At 69.7% G+C, this 22,917-nt stretch carries 23 protein-coding genes; 13 read left to right on the forward strand and 10 right to left on the reverse strand.

All coding sequences use genetic code 11. The annotated features are described in order from the left end of the window. Nucleotides 1–125 precede the first annotated feature (125 nt). Nucleotides 126–797 carry an SDR family NAD(P)-dependent oxidoreductase gene (locus DDE23_RS16790; protein WP_107753202.1) on the reverse strand — a complete coding sequence of 224 codons (672 nt, stop codon included), beginning with the start codon at nucleotides 795–797 and terminating at the stop codon, nucleotides 126–128. Nucleotides 798–871: 74 nt separating this feature from the next. Then, complete coding sequence (blaOXA, locus tag DDE23_RS16795) at nucleotides 872–1,666, reverse strand: class D beta-lactamase (RefSeq protein ID WP_238150028.1); 795 nt, start codon at nucleotides 1,664–1,666, stop codon at nucleotides 872–874. Nucleotides 1,667–1,754: 88 nt separating this feature from the next. Here blaOXA and DDE23_RS16800 point away from each other — a divergent pair, with 88 nt between their 5' ends. Then, complete coding sequence (locus DDE23_RS16800) at nucleotides 1,755–2,930, forward strand: S41 family peptidase (protein WP_107753205.1); 1,176 nt, start codon at nucleotides 1,755–1,757, stop codon at nucleotides 2,928–2,930. A 114-nt stretch (nucleotides 2,931–3,044) separates the two neighbouring features. Here DDE23_RS16800 and DDE23_RS16805 read toward each other — a convergent pair whose 3' ends face one another. From DDE23_RS16805 to DDE23_RS16830, 6 genes are all read right to left on the reverse strand, one after another. Next, on the reverse strand, nucleotides 3,045–3,602 hold the full coding sequence (locus DDE23_RS16805; protein ID WP_107753207.1) for a sarcosine oxidase subunit gamma: 558 nt from the start codon (nucleotides 3,600–3,602) through the stop codon (nucleotides 3,045–3,047). Then, nucleotides 3,595–6,522, reverse strand: coding sequence for a sarcosine oxidase subunit alpha family protein (locus tag DDE23_RS16810; protein ID WP_107753209.1), 2,928 nt, complete (start codon nucleotides 6,520–6,522; stop codon nucleotides 3,595–3,597). Before DDE23_RS16810 ends, DDE23_RS16805 begins: the two co-directional genes overlap by 8 nt. Then, the gene (locus DDE23_RS16815; protein WP_107753211.1) at nucleotides 6,522–6,842 is read right to left on the reverse strand and encodes a sarcosine oxidase subunit delta; all 321 of its coding nucleotides are present in this window, start codon (nucleotides 6,840–6,842) and stop codon (nucleotides 6,522–6,524) included. The genes DDE23_RS16810 and DDE23_RS16815 overlap by 1 nt, the downstream gene beginning before the upstream one ends. An 84-nt stretch (nucleotides 6,843–6,926) precedes the next feature. Continuing rightward, nucleotides 6,927–7,274 carry a hypothetical protein gene (locus tag DDE23_RS16820; RefSeq protein ID WP_107753213.1) on the reverse strand — a complete coding sequence of 116 codons (348 nt, stop codon included), beginning with the start codon at nucleotides 7,272–7,274 and terminating at the stop codon, nucleotides 6,927–6,929. 351 nt (nucleotides 7,275–7,625) lie between these two features. Next, nucleotides 7,626–7,919, reverse strand: coding sequence for a hypothetical protein (locus DDE23_RS25180; RefSeq protein ID WP_157958055.1), 294 nt, complete (start codon nucleotides 7,917–7,919; stop codon nucleotides 7,626–7,628). 103 nt (nucleotides 7,920–8,022) lie between these two features. Beyond that, a complete protein-coding gene (locus tag DDE23_RS16830; protein WP_107753217.1) occupies nucleotides 8,023–9,270 on the reverse strand; it encodes a sarcosine oxidase subunit beta family protein in 1,248 nt (415 codons plus the stop codon). A gap of 231 nt (nucleotides 9,271–9,501) precedes the next feature. On the opposite strand from DDE23_RS16830, the gene ccmI reads away from it, so the two are divergent. From ccmI to DDE23_RS16845, 3 genes are read left to right on the forward strand one after another with little or no spacing between them, the layout of a single operon-like run. Then, nucleotides 9,502–10,746, forward strand: a complete 1,245-nt coding sequence (ccmI, locus tag DDE23_RS16835; protein ID WP_107753219.1) for a c-type cytochrome biogenesis protein CcmI — start codon at nucleotides 9,502–9,504, stop codon at nucleotides 10,744–10,746. Next, nucleotides 10,746–11,219 carry a Holliday junction resolvase RuvX gene (gene ruvX / locus DDE23_RS16840; RefSeq protein ID WP_107753221.1) on the forward strand — a complete coding sequence of 158 codons (474 nt, stop codon included), beginning with the start codon at nucleotides 10,746–10,748 and terminating at the stop codon, nucleotides 11,217–11,219. The genes ccmI and ruvX overlap by 1 nt, the downstream gene beginning before the upstream one ends. A gap of 60 nt (nucleotides 11,220–11,279) precedes the next feature. Continuing rightward, nucleotides 11,280–11,525 carry a DUF1289 domain-containing protein gene (locus tag DDE23_RS16845; protein WP_107753223.1) on the forward strand — a complete coding sequence of 82 codons (246 nt, stop codon included), beginning with the start codon at nucleotides 11,280–11,282 and terminating at the stop codon, nucleotides 11,523–11,525. 290 nt (nucleotides 11,526–11,815) lie between these two features. Here the strand turns inward: DDE23_RS16845 and DDE23_RS16850 are convergent, their stop codons facing one another. Beyond that, complete coding sequence (locus DDE23_RS16850) at nucleotides 11,816–12,349, reverse strand: NADPH-dependent FMN reductase (RefSeq protein WP_107753225.1); 534 nt, start codon at nucleotides 12,347–12,349, stop codon at nucleotides 11,816–11,818. An 85-nt stretch (nucleotides 12,350–12,434) separates the two neighbouring features. Between DDE23_RS16850 and DDE23_RS16855 the strand changes: the two genes are divergently transcribed. Then, nucleotides 12,435–14,093, forward strand: a complete 1,659-nt coding sequence (locus DDE23_RS16855) for a thiamine pyrophosphate-binding protein (protein ID WP_107753227.1) — start codon at nucleotides 12,435–12,437, stop codon at nucleotides 14,091–14,093. 127 nt (nucleotides 14,094–14,220) lie between these two features. Here the strand turns inward: DDE23_RS16855 and DDE23_RS16860 are convergent, their stop codons facing one another. Beyond that, nucleotides 14,221–14,940 carry a DUF599 domain-containing protein gene (locus DDE23_RS16860; protein ID WP_107753229.1) on the reverse strand — a complete coding sequence of 240 codons (720 nt, stop codon included), beginning with the start codon at nucleotides 14,938–14,940 and terminating at the stop codon, nucleotides 14,221–14,223. A gap of 156 nt (nucleotides 14,941–15,096) precedes the next feature. Between DDE23_RS16860 and DDE23_RS16865 the strand changes: the two genes are divergently transcribed. From DDE23_RS16865 to DDE23_RS16900, 8 genes are all read left to right on the forward strand, one after another. After that, complete coding sequence (locus DDE23_RS16865; protein WP_107753231.1) at nucleotides 15,097–16,530, forward strand: FAD-linked oxidase C-terminal domain-containing protein; 1,434 nt, start codon at nucleotides 15,097–15,099, stop codon at nucleotides 16,528–16,530. Nucleotides 16,531–16,686: 156 nt separating this feature from the next. Continuing rightward, entirely contained in the window at nucleotides 16,687–17,139 is a 453-nt protein-coding gene (locus DDE23_RS16870; protein WP_107753233.1) for a hypothetical protein, read from the forward strand. A 112-nt stretch (nucleotides 17,140–17,251) separates the two neighbouring features. Beyond that, nucleotides 17,252–18,361, forward strand: coding sequence for an FAD-binding protein (locus tag DDE23_RS16875; RefSeq protein ID WP_107753489.1), 1,110 nt, complete (start codon nucleotides 17,252–17,254; stop codon nucleotides 18,359–18,361). A gap of 1 nt (nucleotide 18,362) precedes the next feature. After that, nucleotides 18,363–18,728: a hypothetical protein gene (locus DDE23_RS16880; protein WP_107753235.1), complete on the forward strand. Its 366-nt coding sequence runs from the start codon at nucleotides 18,363–18,365 to the stop codon at nucleotides 18,726–18,728. A 10-nt stretch (nucleotides 18,729–18,738) separates the two neighbouring features. Next, complete coding sequence (glcF, locus tag DDE23_RS16885) at nucleotides 18,739–20,058, forward strand: glycolate oxidase subunit GlcF (RefSeq protein WP_107753236.1); 1,320 nt, start codon at nucleotides 18,739–18,741, stop codon at nucleotides 20,056–20,058. A 112-nt stretch (nucleotides 20,059–20,170) separates the two neighbouring features. Beyond that, on the forward strand, nucleotides 20,171–21,064 hold the full coding sequence (locus DDE23_RS16890) for a trypsin-like serine peptidase (protein ID WP_238150030.1): 894 nt from the start codon (nucleotides 20,171–20,173) through the stop codon (nucleotides 21,062–21,064). Between the two features lie 137 nt (nucleotides 21,065–21,201). Then, complete coding sequence (locus DDE23_RS16895; protein ID WP_107753239.1) at nucleotides 21,202–21,663, forward strand: Hsp20 family protein; 462 nt, start codon at nucleotides 21,202–21,204, stop codon at nucleotides 21,661–21,663. 106 nt (nucleotides 21,664–21,769) lie between these two features. After that, a complete protein-coding gene (locus tag DDE23_RS16900) occupies nucleotides 21,770–22,657 on the forward strand; it encodes a PhzF family phenazine biosynthesis protein (protein WP_107753241.1) in 888 nt (295 codons plus the stop codon). The last annotated feature ends 260 nt before the right edge of the window (nucleotides 22,658–22,917 follow it).

Genomic DNA, 22,917 nt, shown 5'->3' on the forward strand with positions numbered 1-22,917 from the left:
TTCTTGCCTAAGTTTTTCTTAGCCTAATATAACTAAGCCTTGCAAGCGAAATGTATCGGGAAAGCCCTTTCGGGCAAGAAAAAACCCGCGCCGGGGCGCGGGTCGGTGTCGGCGAGATCAGGGACTCACCAGGGGATCGGCTGGCGGCTGCGGAAAAAGCCGCCGGTCGGCCCGTCATCGGGCAGAAGCGCCAGCCAGACCGGGGTATCGGCGCCCTCCTCGGGGCTGAGCGGGGCCTCGGGCCCGCCCATCGCCGTCGCCACCCAGCCCGGGCAGCAGGCGTTGATCTTGACGCCCTCGGGCAGATCGCGGGGCAGCGCCCGGGTCAGCGCGTTCAGCGCCGCCTTGGCCACGCCGTAAGCGCCCGGGCCCTCCAGCCCCTCGGCATGCGCGCCCCAGCCCGAGGACAGGTTGACGATCCGCCCCCAGCCGGTTTCCCGCCAATGCGGCGCGTTGAGGCGGATCAGGTCCAGGGGTGCCTGAACCATCACCTCCATCGCCGTGTCGAACTCCGAGTCAGGCGACAGCAGGGAATGGTGGCCGAGGATCCCGGCATTGTTGACCAGGATGTCGAAGCCCCCCGCGGCGGTGACGGCCGCGAAATAGCTTTCGGGATCCTGCAGGTCGATGCGGGCGAAGCGGGCGCCCAGCGCCGCGGCGGCGCGCTGACCCTCTTCGGGGTCACGGGCGCCGAGGGTGACGCGGCAGCCGCGGGCGATGAGCCCGGCGGCGATGGCATGGCCGATGCCGCGATTGGCGCCGGTGACGAGTGCGGTGGGGTGCAGGGGACGGGTCATGGACCGAACCTAGGCCCGGGCGCGACCGGGGGGAAGGGGGCCGGATGGTGCGTGCGAGCACGCACCCTACGGGGTCAGAGCCCCGCCCGGGCGGTGATCCCCGGCCAGTCGGCGAAAAGCTGGTCGCGGCTGCGCAGCCCGGGCGAACCCGGGTGGCGTTCCTCATCCTGCGCCAGCCGCACGACGATCACCCGCCGTCCGTCCCGTTCCGCCCAGCCCGCGTACCAGCCCCAGCCCCGCGCATAGTTGAAACTGCGGTCGGTGCGGCGGGGATAGGCGCCGCCGGTCTTGCCGTGAAAACGCCAGCCCGAGACCTCGTGCCCGGTGGCGAGGCCTTCGGCAAAGGCCATGGAGGCGGGCGACACCGGCAGGGTCCGGGTCAGCAGCCGGTGCAGGAACTCGGCCTGTTCCCGCCCGCTGATCGTCAGGGACGAGGCGATCCAGGACCGTTCCAGCCCGTTGCCGAACCCCGGATCGCCCGTGACATCGGCATTGCCATAGCCCAGCGCCCGCACCGCATTGGCGAAGCGCTCCGCCCCCAGCGCCCGGGTCAGCCGCTGGGAATACCAGACCACGGAATCGCGCATCCAGTCATGCGGCGAGACGGCACCGCGCCAGCTGTCGCCCCCCCAATCGGGATCGCCCGGCTGCCACATCATCACCGGATGCTCGGCATCCTCCAGCAGGCCCGCGTCATGGCCGATCACCGCCAGCGCCAGCTTGAAGGTCGAGGCAGGGGTGACACGGCGGTCGCAATCGCCCTCCTCCAGCAGGATCGTGCCGGTTTCCGCATCCGCGACCAGCAGGCAGATCAGCTCGGCCCGGGCGGGCGCGGGCAGCAGGAACAGCAGGCAGAGGCCGAAGGCCACGACGGGGTTTGCCGGACGGACGCCAGACCAGACGCGGGACAAGACCCCCGATCTGGACTTCGACGCGCCTCCCTGCGCATCATGGCTCATGTCCCTGACCCAAGACCTCGATCGAATTCTGGAAAGAATCCTGCCCATCGATCCCAGCTTCCGGCGGATCGACCCGGCCATGATCGACCGCTGCCTTCGAGAGGCGCGACACGCCGCGCTGGAGGGCTCGAAGGACGCGTTTCTGCTCTCCGCGATGCGCCTGCTCGCGCTTCCCGGCAACGGCCACACACGGCTGATCCCGAACGATTCCATCTCGGTCCTCCCGTTGAGATTGGTGAGTATCGGGGCGACGGTGCAGGTAACGGCCTCGGCGCTGGCAACACCCGCGCCCAAAGGCGAGCTGATCGCCGTCAACGGCACGCCCCTGGCCCGGATTGACGCCGCCGCCGATAAGTACCTGGCGGGGACGCGCCAGAGGAAACGGGTCATCGGCTCACTTCTCCTCGTCTGGCCCCATGCCTTGGCTCACCTCGGGTTTTCGTCAGACCCGGACAGGACCGTGTATCGCGTGAAAGACGCGAACGGGCAAATAACCGATCTGGCATTGGAGAACGAACGGATTGTTCCGGCCTCGCTGCTCTATCCCAGAAACGAGCATGGCAAGGCGGACCCGGCCTGGAAACCGGAGGCTTTCGTAGCGGTCGGGGATTGGCCGGGGCTCGGGCTGTCACTCGCCCTGCCCAGTTTCTTCGACCCCGGCGAAAGGGCGCTGTCGGACGCCATCGCTGGCGCCGCGGCGCATCTGCGGAGCTGCCCGGACCGGAATCTCGTGCTCGACCTGCGCGGAAACACCGGCGGCAACTTCTCCAGATCGCTGCCCCTGATCGACGCCATCTGTGACAGCGGCCGCGGCCGCGTGGCGGTGCTGGTCGACAAGTTCACCTTTTCCGCGGCGATCGTGTTTGTCGCCATCCTCAGGCATCGCCTGGGCCGCAGGCTGATCCTCATCGGCGAGGAGATGGGCGACGGTCTGGTGTTCTTTGCCGAGGGCGGGCTGCTCGAGCTGCCATCCAGCGGGGCGGTCGTGCGCTACTCGACAGCCTTTCACGACTGGGAGACGGGGACACCCGACGACACCACCCCGGCCGAGATCGCGCGGCATCTGGTCCCGGCGAGCAAGCTGGCGCCGGATCGGGAATGGGTCGAGGGACCCGCTGCCGAGACGGCACCAGGTGCGGTCTATCAACAGGTTCTGCAGAGCCTGGACGGTTAGGCGACCACCGGGTTCGCCCCCCGAACCATGCCTGACGTCGCCCACCGGCCAGAGGCAGGGCGCCGTAGGGTGGGCGGTTCCGCGCCTTTCGGCGCGGGTTCGCCCACCTTCCGGTCAGCGGTAGAGCCCGACCTCGCCACCGGGCTGCGCCACGGTGGCCAGCCCTTCCCAGACATAGCCCGCGACCGAGCGGAAGCAGATCAGCGACCAGTCGCTGTCCGAGACCCGCCAGAGCGCCGCCGCCACCTGCGCCGCGCGCGAGCGGCGGACCGAACCCACCGGGAAATCGGCGAAATCGACCGGCATCAGCTTGGCCAGCACGTCCCGCGCCTGCGCGCCCGAGACGCGGATCATCGCCCGCGCGTCGGACACCACGGCCACCGTGGCGAAGGCATCGCCCAACGCCGCGGTCAGCGCCGCGGCGGCAGCCGTGGCCTCGGCATAGGGCAGGATGACCAGCAACTCGTCGGGCGACATCCAGAGGACCTGCCCCTTCTCGCCCGTCACCACCTGCCGCAGGCCCGGCAGGCCGAGGCCCAGCACCGATTGCAGCGCCCCGCCCAGCAGGGACAGCTCGCCGCGCAGCGTGATCATCCCCGTGGCCCCGGCATCCGCCAGTTCGACCAGACCCGAGGCGCGCGCCCCGGCCAATGCGCTCACCGCCTCAGACATTCTGCTTCTCCCCGGCCTTGTCGTAGAAGCACGGATCAACGACCCGCGCCGCCACCGTGCCGCCGCTTGCGTTCTGGAACTCGACGGTCTCGCCCATCCGCTCGGGCCCCTTGTGCAGGAGGGCCATGGCGATGCCCTTGCCCAGCGTCGGCGAGTAATAGGTCGAGGTCACGCGGCCCTGCGTTTCCTGCTGGCCATTGTCGTTCTTGCCCGGCAGGGGCGCCAGCGCCCCGTCCGGCAGGACCGAGCCGTCCAGCGTTTCCAGACCGACCAGCTGCCAGCGGTCGGCCGAGACCATCGCCTCGCGCTCCATCCCGCGTTTGCCGAGGAAGTCGGACTTCTTCTTCGAGATCGCCCAGGACAGGCCCAGATCCTGCGGGATCACCGTGCCGTCCGTCTCGTCGCCGATCATGATGAAGCCCTTTTCGGCCCGCATGACGTGCAGCGCTTCGGTGCCATAGGGGGCCACGCCGAATTCGGCGCCGGCCTCCATCAGCCGCTCCCACAAAGCCAGCCCCTGCCCCGCCGGGACCGCGACCTCGTAGCTGAGTTCACCCGAGAACGAGATGCGGAAGATCCGCGCCGGGATGCCGCCGAGATGGCCTTCCTTCCAGTCCATGAAGGGGAAGGCTTCGGCCGAGAGGTCCATGTCGCCGCCCAGCTTCTCCAGCACCGTCCGGGCCTTGGGGCCGACCACGGCGATCTGGGCGAATTGCTCGGTCAGGTTCACGACATGAACCTTCCAGTCCCACCATTCGCATTGCAGCCAGTCTTCCATCCAGCCGTGGATCCGGTCCGCCCCGCCCGAGGTGGTGTGGCAGAGCCAGGTATCCTCGCTCAGGCGCGCGACCACGCCGTCATCCGACAGGAACCCGTTCTCGTTGCACATCAACCCGTAGCGGCATTTGCCGACCTTCAGGCTACTCATGACATTGGTGTAGAGCATGTCGAGGAAGCGGCCCGCATCGGGCCCCTTCACCACCAGCTTGCCCAGCGTCGAGGCGTCGAGGATGCCGACCGCCTTGCGGGTCTGGGTGATCTCGCGATTCACCGCCTGCGCGTGGCTTTCGCCCGCTTGCGGGTAGCAATAGGGCCGCCGCCAATGGCCGACCGGCTCCCAATGCGCGCCGCGGGCCAGATGCCAGTCATACATCGGCGTCTTGCGCAGCGGCTGGAAGATGCCGCCGCGCGCCTCGCCGGCGATGGCGCCCAGCGAGATCGGCGTATAGGGCGGGCGGAAGGTGGTGGTGCCGGTCTGCGGGATCGGCTGGCCCAGCGCGTCGGACAGGATCGCCAAGCCGTTGATGTTCGAGAGTTTCCCCTGATCGGTCGCCATCCCCAGCGTGGTATAGCGCTTGGTGTGTTCGACCGAGGCATAGCCCTCCTGCGCGGCCAGCTGCACGTCCGAGACCTTCACGTCGTTCTGCGGATCGAGCCAGGCCTTGGCGCGCAGGTCGTAGCTGGCCTGCGCGGGCATCAGCCAGACCGGCAGCATCGGCGCCTCGCCCTCGGTGCCCAGATCGCCGTTGGCGGCACCGACGCAGGTGACGAAGCCCTTGCCGTCCGCGCCCAGCGGCGGGCGCTGGGGATCGGGGCGGAAGAAGGCCCCGGCCTCGTTCCACAGCAGTTTGCCGCCGCAATGGGACCACAGATGCACGACCGGCGACCAGCCGCCGGACATGGCCAGCGCGTCGCAGGCCAGCGTCTCGATCACCGCGCCGCCGTCCGAGTTGAAGCGGCAGATTGCCACGCCGGTCACCGCCTTGCCGCCCTCGACATGGCGCACGGCCGCGTCCTCGATCACGCGGATGCCCGCGGCGCGGGCCCGCGCCGGCAGGTCGCCCGTCGCCTCGCGCCGCGCGTCGATGACGGCGGGAACCTTGACGCCCACGGAATGCAGCGCCAGCGCCGTGCGATAGGCGTCGTCGTTGTTGGTGACGACGGCGACCGCCTTGCCCGGGCTGACCGCCCAGTTCACCACATAATCGCGCACCGCCGAGGCCAGCATGACCCCCGGCAGATCGTTACCGGCAAAGCTGAGCGGCCGCTCGATGGCGCCGGTGGCGGCGACGATCTGCCCCGCGCGGATGCGCCACAGGCGGTGGCGGGGCTTTTCGGCGCCCGGCGTGTGGTCGGCGATCCGCTGATAGGCCAGCGCATAACCGTGGTCATAGACGCCCGAGACCATGGTCCGGGCCAGCACGGTGACATTCGCCATGGCCGACAGCGCCGCGACCTGCGCCGATACCCAGGCCCCGGCGGCCTGCCCGTCGACCTCGATGCCGTCCACGACCGCGCGGCCGCCGAAATGGGCATTCTGCTCGGTCAGGATGACCCGCTTGCCCGCCTCGGCTGCCTCACGCGCGGCCTTCAGCCCGGCGATGCCACCGCCAGCGACCAGCACGTCGCAGAAGGCATAGATCTGCTCATAGCGGTCGGCGTCATGCGTCTCGGCGTCGGGCGCCCGGCCCAGACCCGCCGAGCGGCGGATGATCGGTTCGTAGAGGTGTTTCCAGAAGGGGCGCGGGGCGATGAAGGTCTTGTAATAGAAGCCGGCCGGGAAAAAGCGCCACAGCTTGGCATTGATCGCGCCAACGTCGAATTCAAGGCTCGGCCAGTGGTTCTGGCTGGTGGCCTTCAGGCCGGGGAACAGCTCGGTCGTGGTGACGCGCTGATTGGGTTCATAGCGCTGCCCCTCGCCCAGACCCACCAGCGCGTTCGGCTCTTCGGCGCCGGACGCCATGATGCCGCGCGGGCGGTGGTACTTGAAGGACCGGCCGACCAGCGTCTGCCCGGCGCCCAGCAGCGCCGCCGCCAGCGTGTCACCGGCATAACCGCGCATGGTCTTGCCGTTGAAGGTGAAATCCATCGGGCGGGCGCGGTCGATGAGGCGCCCCCCGGTGCCCAGACGATGGCTCATCAGAAACCCTCCCATTCCGGCCGGCGGGCCTTGATATGCGCCTGCAGCTCCTCGGGCGGGGCCGAAGTCTGGGCCTTGTAGGTGCCATAGACCTCCAGCGTCATCGTGTCCCGCGCCATCAGGAACCACTTGCCGCAGCCATAGGCATGGCGCCAGCGCTCGAAATGCACGCCACGCGGGTTCTTGCGGGCGAACATATAGGCCTCGTATTCGGCATCCGTGGAGCCGGGGCCGAAGCGCTTGAGATGCGCCTCGCCGCCATTGGCGAATTCGGTTTCCTCGGCGGTGACCCCGCAGCAGGGGCAGCTCAGCAGCAGCATGAAACCTCCGTTGGCCATGCGAAAGGGCTGGCCACGGCAAAGCCGCGACCAGCCCGGTCGGTGTGATCATTCGCGAAAAGCGGGTTAGTTGGTGTCCGACGCGGCGCGTTCGGCAGCGCCTTCGACGGCCTGCGCGGCGCCGGTCGCGGCATCGCCCACGGCATCGGCAGCAGCGCCAGCCGCTTCGCCGACACGTTCGGCCGAATTCTCGACAGCCGCCGGGGCGTCGACCGAGATGTTGACGGTGTCATCGGCCGGGCCGGGGTTGGCGATGACGAAATAGGCGATGATCGCCGCCAGCGCGACGAGCGCACCGATGGCCAGAGCCACACCCGAGCCGCCCGAACGCTGCGGCGGGACGGTGGTGTTGGTGGTGTAGTTGTTGGTGGTGTGGTTCGGCGGGGTGCCGGTGTTTTCAGTGGTATACGACATGGGATGTCTCCTGTGCGAAGTCCATTTGCACAGAAAACGCCCGCCCTCCGGCTCTGGTTCCGCCCGGTTTCGCCAGCCAGTCCGGGCGAGCGGTCATCCGCCGATGCGCGACCGGCGGCCGCAGCGCGCATGCTCCCGCTCCCGGTGCGGATGCCACGACGGGACAGGCGGGGGACGGACAAAGCGCAGGATGGCCCGCGGCCGGAATGCCCTTCAGGGGCAAGGGGGGACAGCGCGATGGCCCGCGTGTCCCCCAGCCCCGGATCGTACCCCGGATCGCACATCGGCAACAGAACGGCACCGGGGCGCGCAATGGCCCCGGTGCCGCAGGTCACGAAACGGCAGGCTGCCTTACTCGGCAGGGGCCGGGGCGACAGGCTCGCCAGCGGCCGGATCGGCCGGCACCAGACTGGGCGCCGGGGCCGGAGCCGGGGCGACCTCGCCTGCGGCATTGGGCGCCGCGGGGTCGAGCAGGGGCTCTTCGCTGGCGCCGCTGAACAGCATGAGACCGATGAGCAGCGCGACGACGACAGCGCCGATGGCGATGCCGACGCCCCCCGAGCGACTGCCCGGGCGCCGATAGTCCAGATCCCCGCGCGGTTCGACCCGGGCATAGGGATTATGCGGTTCGTTGGGATAGGCCATGTCTTCTCCTCCTGTGCGATGGCACTTGCGGAAAAAACAACCGGGGCGTGCCCCGGGTTCCCGGGGCGCAGAGCCCGTTGGCAGGAACCGGCCGATACGCTCATCAGTGGGCCACCCCGGCGGCGACGCTTTCGTCGATGAAGCGGCCCTCGCGGAAGCGGAACATGGAGAAGTCGCGCGCCAGCGGGCCCGGCTCGCCCTTGGCGATCAGGTCGGCCATGGCCCAGCCCGAACCCGGGATCGCCTTGAAGCCGCCCGTCCCCCAGCCGCAGTTGATGAAGGTATTGCCCAGGGGCGTCTTCGAGATGATCGGCGAGCGGTCGCCGGTCATGTCGACGATCCCGCCCCATTGCCGCAGCATCTTCAGCCGCGAGAGCATCGGGAAGGTCTCGATCAGCGAGCGGACGGTTTCCTCGATGTGCTGCCAGGAACCCCGCTGGGTGTAATTGTTGAAATGGTCGGCGCCGCCGCCGATCACCATCTCGCCCTTGTCCGACTGGCTCATGTAGCCATGCACGGTGTTGGCCATCACGACCACATCCATGCAGGGCTTGATCGGCTCGGACACCATGGCCTGCAGCGCCACCGATTCGATGGGCAGCCGGAAGCCCGCCATCGCCGCCAGATGCCCGGAATGACCCGCGACGACGATGCCCAGCTTCTTGCAACCGATGGTGCCCTTGGTGGTGTTGACCGCCGTCACCTCGCCGCCCGCGCTTTCGACGCCGGTGACCTCGCAATTCTGGATGACATGCATGCCCATCGCAGAACAGGCCCGGGCATAGCCCCATGCCACCGCATCATGGCGCGCGGTGCCGCCACGCGGCTGCCAGAGCGCGCCGAGGACCGGATAGCGCGGCCCCTCGATGTTCATGATCGGCACCAGACGCTTCACCTCGGCCGGGCCGATGAAGCGGGTATCGACGCCCTGCAGCTTGTTGGCCATCTCGGTGCGCTTGTAGCCGCGGATCTCGTGCTCGGTCTGGGCCAGCATCATCACGCCGCGCGGGCTGAACATGACGTTGTAGTTCAGGTCCTGGCTGAGCCCCTCGTAGAGGCTGCGCGCCTTCTCGTAGATCGCGGCGGACGGGTCCTGCAGATAGTTCGAGCGGATGATCGTGGTGTTGCGGCCGGTGTTGCCGCCGCCGAGCCAGCCTTTCTCGATGATCGCGACATTGCGGATGCCGAAATTCTTGCCGAGGTAATAGGCCGTCGCCAGGCCGTGGCCGCCCGCACCGACGATCACCACGTCATAGTGCGAGGCGGGCTCGGGCGAGGCCCAGGCCCGCGTCCAGCCCGTGTGCTGGCGCAGGGCTTCACGGGCGATGGCGAAGGCCGAATAGCGGGTCATGGGCGTACTCCCTTTCAGCGCCGGGTTTTGCCCCGGTGATGGATTGCGCCGGGGGATAAGCCTTGGCTGCAAGCGGCACAATGAGGCCAAAACCGACATAGGCCGAAAGCTGCGTCCCCGCGCCGCATCCCCGGGGCCGCTTTGGGCCCTTTGTCGCGGGCAGTTGACGGCGGTTTGGCTTTTTTCCCCGGCGTCTTCCGGCTATGGGAGAGGCTGCGAACAGGAGGTGGCATGGCGATCTGGTGGTTCCTGGGCCCGGCGGTGGCCCTGACGGCGGTGATCGTCGTGCTGGCGGTGCTGGGATTGCGGCGCGGCGCGCGGGTCGAGGTCGCCGAGCCCGGCCAGCGGCGCGAGATGCGCATCTACCGCGACCAGCTCAAGGAAATCGAGCGCGACCAGGCCCGCGGCCTGATCGCCGCCGAAGAGGCCGAGCGCCTGCGCACCGAAACCGCGCGGCGGCTGCTGGACGCCGACAAGCGCGGCGCCACGGCGCTGGGCGAATCGCCCGCCTCGATGAAGACCCTGGCGCTGGTGCTGGTGGCACTGGCGCCGATCCTGGCCGTCGCCCTCTACTGGCGCGAGGGGGCGCCGGGCTACGAGGACATGCCGCTGGTCGACCGCTACGCCCAGGCCCAGGTCCTGCGCGAGGCCCGCCCCGGACAAACGGCGATGGAGGCCGCCTGGCAGGACGATCCCCAGCGCCCGCCCGCGCCCGAGATCGACCCGCAATACGCCACCCTCATGGGCCAGCTGCGCGAGGCGCTGACCAACCGCCCGGACGATCCCCGCGGCCTGCGGCTGCTGGCCGTGAACGAGGGCAATATCGGCAATTACAGCGCCTCGGCCGCCGCCTGGATCCACCTGATCGAGCTGCAGGGCGATGCCGCCCCGGTCGAGGATCTGGTCTCGCTGGCCGAGACGATGGCGCTGGCCACTGGCGGGCTGATCTCGCCCGAGGCCGAGGCGGTGCTGGAACGCATCCTGCAAAGGGATCCGCAGAACGGCACGGCGCGCTATTACCTCGGGCTGATGTTCGCCCAGACCGGGCGGCCCGACCTGACCTTCCGCCTGTGGCGCGGACTGCTGGAAGACAGCGAACCCGATGACCCCTGGGTGCCGGCGATCCGCGCCTCGATCGAGGAACTCGCCGCCGCCGCCGGCGTGCGCTACACGCTGCCGCCGGTGACTGCGGGCGGGCGCGGCCCTTCGGCGGCGGATGTCGAGGCCGCATCGGAAATGAGCAACGAGGACCGCCAGCAGATGATCGGCGGCATGGTCGAGGGGCTGGCCTCCAGGCTCTCGAACCAAGGCGGCCCGGCCGAGGACTGGGCCCGGCTGATCAACGCGCTGGGGGTGCTGGGCCAGTCCGAACGCGCCCGGGCGATCTGGTCCGAGGCAAGGCTGGTCTTCGCCGACCAGCCCGCGGCACTGGCCACCATCGACGCCGCCGCCCGCCAGGCCGGGTTCACCGAATAATGGCCGTCTTCACCGAAACCGACGCCTTCCTCGCCGCCTTGGCGCCCTCGGGCGCACTGGCCGGACTGGACCTCGGCGAAAAGACCATCGGCGTCGCGGTCTCGGACCTGCGCCGCCTGGTCGCGACACCGCTCGAGACGGTGAAACGCAAGAAATTCACCCTGGATGCGGCGCGCCTGCTGGAAATCGCCAAGGCCCGGGGGCTTGCCGGTTTCGTGCTGGGCCTGCCCCTCAACATGGACGGGTCGGAAGGGCCGCGCTGCCAGTCCACCCGCGCCTTCGCCCGCAACCTCTCGGCCCTGACCGAACTGCCGATCGGCTTCTGGGACGAACGGCTGTCGACGGTGGCGGCAGAGCGGGCGCTCCTTGATTTCGACACCTCGCGGGCGAAACGGGCCGAGGTGATCGACCATGTGGCAGCCGGGTTCATCCTGCAGGGCTTCCTGGACAGATTGGCCGTCATGCGTCGCTGACAGGCTGGAAACACCCCGTCAGAGGCCTATCTTGGCCCGGACGACCCCGAAGGTTCACCCATGAACGACCTCTCGCTCGATACGCTCTGGATGCGCAAGGAACTGGACAGTCCCTGCGTCAAGATCTGCGTGATCCATCCAAAGGCAGGGATCTGCGCCGGCTGCTTCCGCACGCTGGACGAGATCGCCGGCTGGTCGGCGATGAGCCCCGAGAACCGCGCCGAGATCCTGGCGCAGCTGCCGGACCGCTCGACCCTGCTGAAAAAGCGCCGCGGCGGACGCGAGGGGCGGCTGAACCAGGACTGAGGGGTTTCGCCCGCGGTCCCCGCTGTCGCGGGCGCCTCGGGCGACCGGCAGCGGGGGGCTGCCGCCCCCCGCACCCCCTGCTTCAAGGAGGGTTTTCCACCCTCCTTGAAAATCCTCCCGAGGATATTTGCAGAACAAAGATGGAGAACAGAGGGCGCTTGACCCTCATCTTTGTTCTTGAAATATCCCGGGGGGTCCGGGGGGCTGGCCCCCCGGGGTCGCCCCAAGCGCCGCCCTCTCCGCGGCGGGAGGCGCGCGGGGTGGGCGGGCGGGAGCGTGCCTCCCGCCGCTCAGCGGCAGGCGTCCCTAAGGCGCCCCATCAGCTCGGCCAGCTGCGCCCGGTAGCGCTCGGATTTCAGCCGCCCCTCGGCGTCGAACTCCGTCCCGGCCCGGGCCACCAGCACCTCGGGCCAGGCCAGCGGCTCCACCCTGTGCGGCACCAGCATCCAGCGCAGGATCATCTGCGACCGCTCGCCCCCGGCCCGCCCGTCCGCCGCGGTGACGATCGCCACCGGCTTGCCCCTGAGCGGGTTGGGTTTCAGCCGGCTCAGCCAGTCGAGCGCGTTCTTCACCGCCCCGGGCGGCGCCTTGTTGTATTCGGGGCAGGCGAAGAGCACCGCCTCCGCCCCGGCCACCGCCGCAGCCAGGGCCGCCACCTCGGCCGGGATCCCCTGCGCTTCCAGATCCTCGTCGAACAGCGGCAGCCTGAGGCTTGCCTCGGCGAATTCGCCATCAAAGGCGCGCGCCGCCTCCAGCATCAGCTTGCGGTTCAGGCTCTCCGCCCTCAGGGATCCGCACAACCCCAGCAATCTCGGCCCGCTCATCGCCTCTCCGCTACCCTGTCCCGGCCAATCTTGCATGCCGCCGCCATTTGCGCCACCGTCCCGCCGCGCAGCGGAAGGACATGACATGCGGCACGGCGGACAGATTCTGGTCGATCACCTCAAGGCCGAGGGCGTGCGGCGCGTCTTCTCGGTCCCCGGCGAGAGCTTCCTCGCCGCCCTGGACGGGCTCTATGACAGCGGCATCCAGAACGTCGTCTGCCGCCACGAGGGCGGCGCCTCGATGATGGCCGAGGCCCACGCCAAGCTCACCGGCGAGGTGGGCATCGCCTTCGTCACCCGTGGCCCCGGCGCCACCAATGCCTCGTCCGGGATCCATGTGGCGCAGCAGGATTCGACGCCGATGATCCTGTTCGTCGGCCAGATCGACACCGCCCACCGCGACCGCGAGGCGTTTCAGGAGGTCGATTACCGCCGGGTCTTCGGCGGGCTCGCCAAATGGGCCACGGAAGTGGACGACATCCGCCGCCTGCCCGAATACCTGAGCCGTGCCTTCCATCTGGCGCAATCGGGTCGCCCCGGCCCGGTGGTGCTGGCGCTGCCCGAGGACATGCTGTCGGCGCTTTCCGACGTGCCGGACCTGCCGCCCCGCGCGGCGCCCCTTTCCGCCCCGCCGCAGACCGGGGCCGTCTGGCAGGCGCTGAAAAGCGCCGACAAGCCGCTCCTCGTCGTGGGCGGCCCGCATTGGTCGGCCGAGGCCGCGCGCGATCTCGCCGCGCTGGCCGAGGCCAGCGGCCTCCCCGTCGCCGTCACCTTCCGCCGCCAGGACCGGATCGACAACCGCCACCCGAATTACGCCGGCGACCTCGGCGTCGGCATGAACCCGAAACTGGGGGCGCGGCTGAAAGAGGCCGATCTCCTGCTGATCGTCGGCGCGCGGCTCGGTGACACGGCGACCAATGGCTATGACCTTGTCGACCCCGCGGCGCCCGGCAAGGTGATCCTCCATATTCACAGCGACCCCGACGAACTGGGCCATGTCTGGCGCCCTGATCTGGCGATGGTGGCGAAAGCCCCGGCGATGATTGCGGCACTGAAGGCCAGCGTGCCGCAGGACCTGCCCGACTGGTCGGCCTGGACCCAAGCCGCCCGCGCCGATTACGAGGCCTTCACCACGCCCCGCGAAACCCCCGGCGCGGTGAAGCTGGAGCAGGTGATGCGCTGGCTCTCGGACCATGTGCCCGAGGATGCCATCGCCACCAACGGCGCGGGCAATTACGCCGCCTGGATGCACCGCTATTTCCGCCCCCGCGCCTGGCCGGGCCAGCTTGCGCCGACCTCGGGCAGCATGGGCTACGGCTTCCCCGCCGCCATCGCTGCCAGCCTCGAACACCCGGAAAAGACCGTGCTCTGCTTCGCCGGCGACGGCTGTTTCCAGATGACGCTGAACGAGCTGTCCACCGCCCGCCAGCACGGCGCGACGCCGATCGTCATCCTGGCCAACAACGGCCGCTATGGCACGATCCGGGCGCATCAGGAACGCACCTATCCGGCGCGGGTCTCGGGGACCGAGCTCTTCAACCCCGATTACGCGGCGCTGGTCCGGTCTTACGGCGGCCATGGCGAAACCGTGCGCCGGACCGAGGATTTCGCCGAGGCCTTCGCCCGGGCCCGGGCCTCGGGAAAGGTCGCGGTGATCGAGCTGATCCTCGACCCCGAGGCGCTTTCCCCCGGCCAGGACCTCTCCGCCGCCCGCGCCCAGGGCGAACGGGCGCAAGGGGCCTGACCCGCCCCTTCTTTGCGCCTTAAATATCCACGGGGTTTCCAAAGGGGGGCGTGCCCCCCTTTGGCGAGGGGGTTCGGGGGGCGAGCAGCCCCCCGATCGGTCGCCCGAGGAACGAGGGCGAAACGCCTCACCCTTCCGGCGGCGGGTCCAGCAGCACGCCCCGCGAATGCGAGGCGAATTCGCGCGACCAGATCAGCCAGCTCACCACCAGCGCCGCCGCCATCAGCGCCCAGGGTCCCAGCAGCCAGGCCAGCGAGGCCAGGGCGAAATAGGTCGCCCTGAGGCCGCGGTTGAAATTATAGGCGGCGCGGATGTTGATCTCGGCCGCCTGGCGCGCGCGGGGATAGGCCAGCGGGTCCGTGGCCTCGTTCGGCACCGTCGACATCATGATCGAGGAATAGCCGAACAGCCGGTTCGACCACAGGAACTTCAGAAAACCGTGCGACAGGAAGAGGCCCGCCAGCAAGAGCCGCGTCTCGAAGGACCGCGCCGATCCCGCCTCCAGCGACAGGTCCTGCGCCACGCCCCGCAATTGCTCGGGATTGCCGATCAGCGCCAGCAACCCGCCCAGCGCCAGCAGCGTGGTCGAGGCCAGCCAGTTGGTGCTCTGCCTGAGGCTCGCCAGGACCGAGGCATCGTACATCCGCGGCATCCGCGTGACGAATTGCTTCAGCCATTCGCGCCGGTATTGCGCCATCAGCACGGTGACCGAGGGCTTGGCGGTCTTCGTCAGCTCGATGCGCCAGCCCAGCCCGTACCAGGCAAGCGCCACCAGCCCCAGCGCCGCCAGATCGGCGGGCGACAGCAGGGCAAGGATCGTCTGGGCAATCGTCGTCGTTTCCGGCATCGCTGTTTCCGGGCTGGTTTCGCGCTACATCGTCACATCGGACGCGCCCCGCCCCGCTGTCAACCACCGCATCCGGCAATCGCGCTGGACGCGCCCGCGAAACTGGTTATATTTTCTTACCAAAGCGGCCGTCACGAGGCTCCGAGGAGGAACGCCATGCAGATGCCCCGTCCCAGCGCCGACATCCTCGGCCGCCGCGCCAGCATCGTCGCGCGCCTGCGGGCGCTGCTGCCCGCCGATGCGGTCATCGACGACCCGCACGAGACGCGGGCCTATGAATGCGACGGGCTGACCGCCTATCGCTGCCCGCCCCTCGCCGCCGTCCTGCCCCGCACCACCGAGGAAGTCGCGGCAATCCTCGGCCTCTGTCATGCCGAAGGCGTGCCGGTGGTGCCGCGCGGCGCGGGCACCAGCCTGGCGGGCGGCGCGCTGCCGACCGCCGATTCGGTCATCCTGGGCGTGGCGCGGATGAACGCGGTGCTGGAAACCGATTACGACAACCGCTTCATCCGCGTGCAGACCGGGCGCACCAACCTGTCGGTCACCGGCGCCGTCGAAGCGGACGGGTTCTTCTATGCCCCCGACCCCTCGTCGCAGCTGGCCTGCGCCATTGCCGGGAACATCGCCATGAACTCGGGCGGGGCGCATTGCCTCAAGTACGGCGTGACGACCAACAACCTGCTGGGCGTGACGCTGGTGCAGATGGACGGCACCGTGGTCCAGATCGGCGGCCCTTGGATGGACGCGGGCGGTCTGGACCTGCTGGGCCTGATCTGCGGGTCCGAGGGGCAGCTGGGCGTGGTGACCGAGGCGACGCTGCGCATCCTGCCCAAGCCCGAGGGCGCGCGGCCGGTGCTGATCGGCTTTTCGGCCAACGAGATCGCCGGGGCCTGCGTCAGCGACATCATCAAGGCCGGTGTCCTGCCCGTCGCCATCGAATTCATGGACCGCCCCTGCATCCGCGCCACCGAGGCCTTCGCCCATGCCGGATACCCCGATTGCGAGGCGCTACTGATCGTCGAGGTCGAGGGCTCGGACGCCGAGATCGACGAGCAACTGGGCCTGATCCGCCAGATCGCGGCGCGTCACGACCCCGTGGAATTCCGCGAAAGTCAGTCCGAGGAGGAATCGAAAAAGATCTGGCTGGGCCGCAAATCCGCCTTCGGCGCCATGGGTCAGATCAACGATTACATGTGTCTCGACGGCACCATCCCGGTCAGCGAACTGCCCCGCGTGTTGCGGCGGATCGGCGAGCTGAGCCGGGAATACGGGCTCGACGTGGCGAATGTGTTCCACGCGGGCGACGGCAACATGCATCCGCTGATCCTGTTCGACGCCAACAAGCCCGGCGATCTGCAAACCTGCGAGGCGCTGGGGGCCGAGATCCTGAAGCTCTGCGTCGAGGTCGGCGGCTGCCTGACCGGCGAGCATGGCGTGGGCATCGAGAAGCGCGACCTGATGGTGGTGCAATTCGCGCCCGAGGATCTGGAGGCGCAGATGCGGGTCAAGGATGTCTTCGACCCCGACTGGCTGCTGAACCCCGCCAAGGTCTTCCCCCTTGGCGCCAGCGAAACGCGCCGGGCCTCGTGAGCCCGGGGCCATCCGATAGGTCGCCCTTCCCCCGCCGGGGGTTCACGCAACCCGATAACCTGGTCCCGATTTTGTCTGTCACCCGCCAAAGCCAGCACCCTGTGTTCATGCCTCCCGGAAGCCCCCGGGCGGCGTTTTGCAACACAGGATATCGCCATGCTTTCGCTCAAATCCCTTCTGACTGCCTCGCTCGCCGCGCTGATGCTGCCCATGGCCGCCTCGGCGCATGCCCCCGACCCGGCCATCGCCCGGGTCATGCCGATGATCTCGGCCTTGATGGAGGCTCCCTCCGCCCGGCTCTACCGCAGCGAGTACATGCGGATTCCGACGCTCAGGCCGACCTACCAGCTCGGCCCGGTGATCCCGCATCTGCGGCTGCGGCTCCATTGCGTCGTTTCGGGCACGCCGGTGGAATTCCCCGACGACCTGCATATCTGGGCGGATTTCCCGGTCGCGGCCGGAACCGTGGCCCATTGGAACGTGACCGGCACCGCGATGCAGGGCTCGGTGGTGCTGCCCGCGCTGGCGGCGGGCGAGCCTTACTTCGTCTCGCATGCCCTGCCCGGCGGCTGGCCCGCGGGCGCGGCCTGCTCCGCCTTCGGCAACTGACCCGTCCCGCGCCCTGCGCGGGATCCCCTACGGCAGGCCCCGCGCCCGCCGGAGGGTTCCGCCTGTCCCGCTCCCCGGAGGTGACACCATGAACCCCGACACGATCGCCGTGCTGCGCCCCGAAACCGAGGCCGAGCTGGCCGAGGCGATCCGTCTCGCCTCGGCCCCCTTGGCGATCCGCGGCGGCGGCACCCGCCCGGTGGGCCGCCCGCAAACCGGCGCGCTGCTGGAGACCGGCGCGCTTTCCGGCATCACGCTCTATGAACCCGGCGCCCTGACGCTGGTGGCAAAGGCCGGCACGCCACTGGCCGAGGTCGAGGCCGCGCTCGCCGCCGAAGGCCAGCGCCTGCCCTTCGAGCCGATGGATCACCGGGGCCTCTTGCGCACCACGGGCGAGCCGACGCTGGGCGGCATGGTCGCCGCCAATGCCTCGGGCCCCCGGCGGGTGCAGGCGGGGGCCTGCCGCGACAGCCTGATCGGCGTGCGCTTCGTCGACGGCACCGGGACCGTGGTCAAGAACGGCGGCCGGGTGATGAAGAACGTGACCGGCTATGATCTGGTCAAGCTGATGGCGGGCAGCTGGGGCACGCTGGGCGTCCTGACCGAAGTCGCCTTCAAGCTGCTGCCCGCGCCGGAAAGCGCCGCCACGATCCTCTGGCAGGGGCTCGATTCCGCCTCGGCGCTGCGGCTGATGGCCGAGGCGCTGAAAACCCCGTGGGAGGTGAACGCCGCCGCCCATCTGCCCGACCAGCGCACCCTGCTGCGGGTCGAGGGCTTCGCCCGTTCCGTCGCCTACCGCGCCGACGAACTGGCCAAGGCGCTGGCCCCCTTCGGCCGCTCGGTAACGCTGGGCGCCGCCGAAACCGCCAGCCTCTGGGCGCAGGTCCGCGACGTGGCGCCGTTCCACGATCAGGACGGCGATGTCTGGCGCATCGCCGTCAAACCCTCGGAATCCGCGGCGCTGGTGGCGAAGGCCGGGGGCGAGGCGCTTTACGACTGGGGCGGCGGCCTGATCTGGCTGCGGCTGGGCGAGGGCGTCGACCTGCGCGCGCGTCTCGGCGACTTCCCCGGCCACGCCACGCTGATCCGCGCCAGCGCCGAGACGCGGCGCCATATCGCCCCCTTCCCGCCCGAGCCCCCCGCCATCGCCGCCCTGACCCGCGGCCTGCGCGCAAGGTTCGATCCGCGCGGGGTGCTGAACCCCGGACTGATGGACGCCTGACATGTCCTTTGTCGAAGCCCTGATCCCCTTTGCCCTGATCCTGCTGCCCGGTTTCGCGGTGATCTCCCTCGCCCGCCCGCTCTGGGTGCCGGTGGCGGGCGTGATCCTGGGTGCGGGGCTGATGACCGCGCTGGCGCTCGGCACCATGGGGCAGCCCTGCAACAGCGACCCCGCCGGTTGCGGCATGGCACGCGGGTTCGAGGCGCTGATCCTCATGCTGGGGGTCTTCGTCCTGCTTTCGGCCGCGCTCGCGGCCATCGCCTGGCGCCTTGCCGCCGGACGCGAGGCCGGGATCGGCCCGCGCCTCTTGGCGATGATCCTCACGCCGCTGGCGCTGGCCGCGCTGGCCGCCGTCATCTTCCTCTAGGGGCCCCGCCATGCAGACCAGTTTCACGCCCGAGCAGTTGAAAGCCCCCGCGATCCAGCGCGCCAACGAGGTGCTCAGGACCTGCGTCCATTGCGGCTTCTGCACCGCCACCTGCCCGACCTATCAGGTGCTGGGCGACGAGTTGGACAGCCCGCGCGGCCGGATCTACCTCATCAAGGACATGCTGGAGCAGGGCCGCCCGGCGGATGAGAAGACCGTCAAGCATATCGACCGCTGCCTGTCCTGCCTGTCGTGCATGACCACCTGCCCCTCGGGCGTGCATTACATGCATCTGGTCGACATCGCCCGCGACCATATCGAGAAGACCTACAAGCGCCCGCCGATGGACCGTTTCCTGCGCTGGATGCTGGCCCGGGTGATCCCCTATCCGACCCGCTTCCGGCTGGCCCTGCTGGGGGCCAAGATCGGCCGACCCTTCGCCTTCCTGATGCCCGACGCGCGGCTGAAGGCGATGCTGGCCATGGCCCCGAAGCGTATCCCCCCGGTCAGCCGCAACGACGCGCCGCAGGTCTTCCCGGCCCGGGGAGAACGCCGGATGCGGGTCGCCCTGATGACCGGCTGCGCGCAGAAGGCGCTGAACACCGACATCAACGACGCGACGATCCGCGTGCTGACCCGGCTCGGCTGCGAGGTGGTGGTGGCCCGGGGCGCGGGCTGCTGCGGCGCGCTGACCCATCACATGGGCCAGACCGATCTGAGCCACGCCTCGGCCGCGCGGAACATCAAGGCCTGGATGGCCGAGCTGCGGGGCGAGGGGCTCGACGCCGTGGTCATCAACACCTCGGGCTGCGGCACGACGGTGAAGGATTACGGCCATATGTTCCGCACCGACCCGCTGGCGCAGGATGCCGCGCAAATCGCCGCGCTGGCCAAGGACGTGTCCGAGGTCCTGACGCGGCTGAAACCCGAGGGCGCGGCCCCCGAACCCCTGCGCGTCGCCTATCACGCCGCCTGCTCGCTGCAACACGGCCAGCAGATCAAGGACGCGCCGAAGGCGCTGCTGAAACGGCTGGGCTTCACGGTTGTGGAACCCGCCGATCCCCATCTCTGCTGCGGCTCGGCCGGGACCTACAACCTGCTGCAACCCGAGATTTCCGGCGAGTTGAAGCGCCGCAAGGTGGCGACGCTGGAAGCGAAGAAACCCGATGTGATCGCCGCCGGCAACATCGGCTGCATGATGCAGATCGGCTCGGGCACCGGGGTGCCGGTGGTGCATACGGTCGAACTGGTCGACTGGGCGACCGGCGGCCCGAGGCCGCAGGGGCTGGAAGCGGTGCGTGCAAGCACGCACCCTACCCCCCTCCCGTAGGCTGCGTGCGCGCACGCACCGCCCCCCTTCCTCGCCCCTTCATTCTGCCCCAAATACGCCCTTCCCCGCCACGGGCACCCAGGCCTCCCGCGGCGGGGCGCAGGCGGGGTGGGTGGGCGGGAGCCTGCGCCCCGCCGCGCCGCGCGCCGCTGTCCTCCGCCCCAATTACGCCACCTTCGCGGTACACCGTCCCTCCGCCTCGCCCATCGCCGAATCCATGCGCCACCTTGCCCTGATCCTCGCCCTGCTGCCCTTGCCTGCGCCTGCCCAGCAGGACAGCCGCCTGCATGCGCTGCAAACCGGCGACGCCTCGCGCGGATGGGAGGCGGTCGGCCGCCTCGACATGCAGGGCGTGGGCTTTTGCACCGCCACGCTCATCGCCCCCGACCGGGTGCTGACCGCCGCCCATTGCCTCTTTGACCGCACCACCGGCGCCCGCCTGCCCGAGAACCGCCTCGAATTCCTCGCGGGCTTCCGCACCGGCAGGGCCGAGGCGATCCGCGGCGTCACCCGCGCCGCCATCTGGCCCGCCTTCGACTTCGCTGCCGGGGCCGACCTGAGCAACGTCTCCGAGGATATCGCCGTTCTCGAACTCGACCGCCCGGTCCGCACCACTGCCATCCAGCCCTTCCGGGTCGGCGAGCTTCCCGCCGGCAGCGGCGCGGCGGTCGCCGTGGTCAGCTACGGCCGCGGCCGGGCCGAGGCCCCCTCGATCCAGGAGACCTGCCACGTCCTCGACCAGCGCCGCGACGGGGTCTCGGTCTTCTCCTGCCAGATCGACTTCGGCTCCTCGGGCTCGCCGGTCTTCGCGGTCGAGGGGGGCGAGGTGCGGATCGTCTCGCTGATCTCGGCCCGGGCCGAAAACGGCGAAAGGCCGCTCTCGCTGGGGATGCGGCTGGCGGGCCGGGTGCAGGCGCTGGAGGCCGCGCTCGACCAGGGCGTTTCGGGGCTGAATGCCCCGGGTCCGCAGGGCGCCCGCAGCAGCGCGCGCTTCGTCCGGCCCTGACCCGGCGCCCTCTTGAAACCCGCAACAGCGCTTCCCACATCGGGATGACCGGGCGCCCATGATGGGGTCCGGGACATCGCCCGGCCGGGCCGTCCGGCGGGCAACACATTGACATCGCTTATCAAAGGATGACACCGATGCGTGCTTTCGACCCGACCCCCCTGTTCCGCGCCTCCGTGGGTTTCGACCGGATGGCGGATCTCATGGATCGCGTCCTGGCGGCTGAACCCGTGCAGCCGACCTACCCGCCCTACAACATCGAGAAGACCGACGAGAACGCCTTCCGCATCTCGGTCGCGGTCGCCGGTTTTGCCGCCGATGAACTCTCGGTGGAGCTGAAAGAGAACGGGCTCACCATTTCCGGCCGCAAGGCCGAGGACAGCGCCGAGCGCACCTATCTGCACCGCGGCATCGCCACCCGCGCCTTCGAGCGCCGCTTCCATCTGGCCGATCACGTCCGCGTCTCGGGCGCGACCCATGCCGATGGCATGCTGCATATCGACCTGGTGCGCGAGATCCCCGAGGCGCTGAAACCGCGCCGGATCGAGATCGCCAGCACCACGTCCAGCGCGCAACTGGTTGACGCCTCGGCGGCCTGAGGTCTCCCCGCCGATGCGTGAAGGAGGGCGTGCCCGGCAACGGGCGCGCCCTTTTCCATAGCCCGCTGCCGGGTTAGCCTGCCGCCCTGAGCAGGAGGAGCCCGGCATGCTGACTTTCGAAACCTGGGACGTTTTCACCGAGACGCGGTTCCGCGGCAATCCGCTGGCCATCGTCCATGGGGCCGAGGGCCTGAGCGAGGCGCAGATGCTGACGCTCGCCCGCGAATTCAACCTGTCCGAAACGATCTTCGTCTTGCCGCCCCGCGACAAGGCCCATACCGCCCGGGTCCGCATCTTCTTTCCCACCGCCGAAATCCCCTTCGCCGGGCATCCGACCATCGGCTGCGCGATCTGCCTCTCGGGGCTGGCGGGCGAGGGCCCTGACTCCGTGCAGCCGCTGGTGCTGGAAGAGGAGGCGGGCCTCGTCCCCGTCACCGTGACCCGGCAGGCGGGCCGCGTGCGGGCCGAGTTCACCGCGCCGGTCACGCCCTTCGCCAAACCCGGCCAGGCCGATCCCGACCTCTGCGCCCAGGCGCTGGGGGTGGCGGCGGTCGGCGCACCGGGCCATCCCGGGCCAGGGCTCTGGCAGGGGGGTCCCGGGTTCCTGTATGTGCCGCTGCCGGATCTCGGGGCGCTCGCCGCCGCGGGCCCCCGCGAACCGGCCTGGTCGCGGCTGATGGCCGGGGCCGGGGTCGATTCCGCCTGGTGCTACGTGCCCGTCGAGGGCGGCTACCGGGCGCGGATGTTCTCGCCCACGGCGGGCATCCCCGAGGATCCGGCGACGGGCTCCGCCAGCGCCATCTTCGCCGCCGAACTCTTCGCGCGGGGTCTGGTGGGCGAGGGCGAGACGCCGGTCGCGATCACCCAGGGGGTGGAGATGGGGCGTCCGTCGGAGATCGCGCTCACGGTGGTGGTGAAGGACGGCGCGCTGGCCTCGGTCCGGGTGGCGGGATCGGCGGTGCCGGTGTCGAAGGGTCAGATCGCGGTGCCGTGAGGGGAGCGGTGCGTGCGGGCACGCACCCTACGAGTGGGAGAGGTGCTTTCTTCGCCGCCGCTGGTGCGGTGGGATGAAATCCCACCCTGCAAGGGCCCCGTAGGGTGCGTGCTTGCACGCACCGTCCACACAGCCGCAGGGCGAACACGTCCTATCGGCGGCGCACCGTAGGGTGGGATTTCACCCCACCCCACCGCCGACCGGGACGCAGAGCATCACCGCCGCCCTTCACGCAGCCACCCGACCAGCACGAACCCGAG

The sequence above is a fragment of the Pararhodobacter aggregans genome (assembly GCF_003075525.1).
In the GTDB taxonomy this organism is placed as follows: domain Bacteria; phylum Pseudomonadota; class Alphaproteobacteria; order Rhodobacterales; family Rhodobacteraceae; genus Pararhodobacter; species Pararhodobacter aggregans.

Excerpts from the sequence above, each read along its gene's own strand:
- DDE23_RS16865 (WP_107753231.1), top strand. The coding sequence starts at position 15,097 with ATGCAGATGCCCCGTCCCAGCGCCGACATCCTCGGCCGCCGCGCCAGC.
- DDE23_RS16805 (WP_107753207.1), bottom strand. The coding sequence starts at position 3,602 with ATGTCTGAGGCGGTGAGCGCATTGGCCGGGGCGCGCGCCTCGGGTCTG.
- DDE23_RS16900 (WP_107753241.1), top strand. The coding sequence starts at position 21,770 with ATGCTGACTTTCGAAACCTGGGACGTTTTCACCGAGACGCGGTTCCGC.
- DDE23_RS16850 (WP_107753225.1), bottom strand. The coding sequence starts at position 12,349 with ATGAGCGGGCCGAGATTGCTGGGGTTGTGCGGATCCCTGAGGGCGGAG.
- DDE23_RS16810 (WP_107753209.1), bottom strand. The coding sequence starts at position 6,522 with ATGAGCCATCGTCTGGGCACCGGGGGGCGCCTCATCGACCGCGCCCGC.
- DDE23_RS16860 (WP_107753229.1), bottom strand. The coding sequence starts at position 14,940 with ATGCCGGAAACGACGACGATTGCCCAGACGATCCTTGCCCTGCTGTCG.
- DDE23_RS16790 (WP_107753202.1), bottom strand. The coding sequence starts at position 797 with ATGACCCGTCCCCTGCACCCCACCGCACTCGTCACCGGCGCCAATCGC.
- DDE23_RS16845 (WP_107753223.1), top strand. The coding sequence starts at position 11,280 with ATGAACGACCTCTCGCTCGATACGCTCTGGATGCGCAAGGAACTGGAC.
- DDE23_RS16855 (WP_107753227.1), top strand. The coding sequence starts at position 12,435 with ATGCGGCACGGCGGACAGATTCTGGTCGATCACCTCAAGGCCGAGGGC.
- DDE23_RS16895 (WP_107753239.1), top strand. The coding sequence starts at position 21,202 with ATGCGTGCTTTCGACCCGACCCCCCTGTTCCGCGCCTCCGTGGGTTTC.
- DDE23_RS16830 (WP_107753217.1), bottom strand. The coding sequence starts at position 9,270 with ATGACCCGCTATTCGGCCTTCGCCATCGCCCGTGAAGCCCTGCGCCAG.
- DDE23_RS16880 (WP_107753235.1), top strand. The coding sequence starts at position 18,363 with ATGTCCTTTGTCGAAGCCCTGATCCCCTTTGCCCTGATCCTGCTGCCC.
- glcF (WP_107753236.1), top strand. The coding sequence starts at position 18,739 with ATGCAGACCAGTTTCACGCCCGAGCAGTTGAAAGCCCCCGCGATCCAG.
- DDE23_RS16800 (WP_107753205.1), top strand. The coding sequence starts at position 1,755 with ATGTCCCTGACCCAAGACCTCGATCGAATTCTGGAAAGAATCCTGCCC.
- ruvX (WP_107753221.1), top strand. The coding sequence starts at position 10,746 with ATGGCCGTCTTCACCGAAACCGACGCCTTCCTCGCCGCCTTGGCGCCC.
- DDE23_RS25180 (WP_157958055.1), bottom strand. The coding sequence starts at position 7,919 with ATGGCCTATCCCAACGAACCGCATAATCCCTATGCCCGGGTCGAACCG.
- DDE23_RS16820 (WP_107753213.1), bottom strand. The coding sequence starts at position 7,274 with ATGTCGTATACCACTGAAAACACCGGCACCCCGCCGAACCACACCACC.
- DDE23_RS16870 (WP_107753233.1), top strand. The coding sequence starts at position 16,687 with ATGCTTTCGCTCAAATCCCTTCTGACTGCCTCGCTCGCCGCGCTGATG.
- DDE23_RS16815 (WP_107753211.1), bottom strand. The coding sequence starts at position 6,842 with ATGCTGCTGCTGAGCTGCCCCTGCTGCGGGGTCACCGCCGAGGAAACC.
- ccmI (WP_107753219.1), top strand. The coding sequence starts at position 9,502 with ATGGCGATCTGGTGGTTCCTGGGCCCGGCGGTGGCCCTGACGGCGGTG.